A 2,190-nucleotide genomic window follows, 5' to 3' on the forward strand; every position below is an offset into this window, starting at 1 on the left:
GGGAAGTTCCCCTGACAAAAAAGTCACCTGTTGTTTATTTTAAGCTCGATCGCCGATCGCTGTTAATTCCCGACTGGCAAAAATAGCTTCGTAGTGGCGATAATGTTTAAATTCCAGGAGATTATAGAAAGGATCCTCTAGGAAAAAGGTTTTATGTTCGGTTATCTCCCCAGCAAAGCGAGTTTTTGGTTCTAGATAAAATTTTAGTTGATTGACTCGTGCTTGTGCGAGAAGATTGTCCCAATCGCTGGCATCTGGCAGAATTAGACCGAAATGGCGAGGATAAATGCTATTTTGGGGAGTAAGAGGCATTTCGGTGACGTGAGCGACTACCTGATGACCGGAGAAATTTAAGATAATCGCTTTCTCGGTTTCCCTTCCCGCTAAACAACCTAAACCATCACAGTAAAAGCTTTTAGCACTGGACACATCGGTAATCGGAATAGCGAGATGAAAAATTGCAGGTTGATTCATGGCGATCGATTTTATCCGCGCTCTACTAGGTTCTATTGTAGCGATCGAGGGGCAACTGTTACAGGAATTTTTTTTAAAATTGGCAATTACCTAAAGTTTGCCGAATAAATCTAAAAACCTTGTTAGATAATATCTTTAGGCTTTTTTGACATCAAAAAGTGCTGGCCTTTGCAGTAATCGGGGGGGAAAATTAGGCACTTTTTCCCTGAAAATGGGTAAAACCCCACACCCCACACCCCACACCCCACCTAAAGACTTTGTGCGATTCTAAAACCAGCGTGTTGATAAAAATTCCGGCGAAACCAATTGCGATAGTAGGGTAGGATTTCTGTGCCGTTAGTTACCCAAGCTCCTCCTAACATCATTTTATGTTGACTATTAAAGAAAGGAGTGGAATTGTCAGCATAGAGGTAATGGGGTTGAAAGTCAGTTAAGGGATTAAAATCATCTTCTAGCCATTCCCAGACGTTACCGCGTAAATCATCAATTTCTGAGTTATTGCCCGCATTTTTTAACATTCCTACGGGAGTGGGAGAACAGAATTTTAAATTGAGGTTATAGTCCTCAAAGTTATCGTTTTCTAGGGTATAACATCGATTTTTTTGACTGCCATAGGTGGCTAAATTCCACTCAGCTTCCGTCATTAAACGTATTCCTTGACCTTGAAAACGACAGTAGGCGATCGCTTCATAATAGTTAACTTCTACTGGCCAATCAAGAGGTAAATCGAGAGCATCAAACATGGCTCGATATTGATAATTTCCTCGCTCATCTACCAGCCAAAATTTAGGATATTTGACTCGGTAATGATTTTTCCATTGCCAAGCTTCTTCATCCCAATAGCTGGGATTTTCGTAGCCACCATTATCGACAAATTCTTTAAATTCTCCGTTGGTAATCATATATTTACTCACCAGAAAATTGTTAACTTGAACTTGCCGATAACCATACTCATTATCCCAACCATAAATAGGAGAATCTTGGGGTTTACCAATTTCCACTATTCCCCCAGAGACCTCCACCATTTGGTTAGGATAAGCTTGACCAAAAGAAGGGGCATAATGCCACCCTTGAGGACGTTGCAGATGCTCTAAGGGCAGTTGTCTGAGTAACATTGAAGATGTTTCAAAGTGAACACGCTGATGCTCAATTCCCATCATTAATGACCAGAGAGAATGCTGAGGATGAATAGGAAGATTAAGGGGGGTATTTTTAATTATTTCGACCACAATTTCATAGACTTGTTGCCGATATTCCCAAACCTTAGCCACCCCGGGCCACTGAATATGGGCGATAGCAGAGTTTAATTCTGCGGGAGTTGCCGGATCTACTCCCACTCCAAACAATAATTCGTAGTCAGGATTAGGGCTTTTTTTTAATAGGTTAACCAGCTGCAATTTATTAAGATAAAAAGCGGCAGCATGACCTAAATAAAAAATGAGGGGATTTCTTAAATCGTCAGGGTTACAATAAAAAGCTTCTTCTTTGATGATGCTTTTTAACAGCATATCTTCTAATTGCCAAGCATTTTCAAAATAGTCCAGTAGATTTTCTCGACTACATTTATTTAGAGATATAGGAGCCTGTGCTTGAATCTTTTCCATGTTTTTGTGCCTCTATTACTGATGATAATGTTTTCGTTAATTACAGGGATAACTGACAGAGAATTAACCCAAATAAATTTTCAGGATCGGTGAAAACCTTGAGCGGGTTTAA

At 40.0% G+C, this 2,190-nt stretch carries 2 protein-coding genes; both read right to left on the reverse strand.

Going from position 1 to position 2,190, the window contains the following annotated elements; genetic code table 11:
• Positions 1-39 precede the first annotated feature (39 nt).
• A complete protein-coding gene (locus PX636_RS00115; protein WP_288115833.1) occupies positions 40-474 on the reverse strand; it encodes a VOC family protein in 435 nt (144 codons plus the stop codon).
• 248 nt (positions 475-722) lie between these two features.
• Positions 723-2,078, reverse strand: coding sequence for a 5-histidylcysteine sulfoxide synthase (ovoA, locus tag PX636_RS00120; RefSeq protein ID WP_004162899.1), 1,356 nt, complete (start codon positions 2,076-2,078; stop codon positions 723-725).
• Between the last annotated feature and the right edge of the window lie 112 nt (positions 2,079-2,190).

Origin of the sequence: Microcystis sp. M53598_WE2 (assembly GCF_030067735.1) — a bacterium.
Taxonomy (GTDB): domain Bacteria; phylum Cyanobacteriota; class Cyanobacteriia; order Cyanobacteriales; family Microcystaceae; genus Microcystis; species Microcystis aeruginosa.

What these genes read in the sequence shown, in the direction of transcription:
- PX636_RS00115 (WP_288115833.1), bottom strand. Translation starts at nt 474, where the DNA reads ATGAATCAACCTGCAATTTTTCATCTCGCTATTCCGATTACCGATGTG.
- ovoA (WP_004162899.1), bottom strand. Translation starts at nt 2,078, where the DNA reads ATGGAAAAGATTCAAGCACAGGCTCCTATATCTCTAAATAAATGTAGT.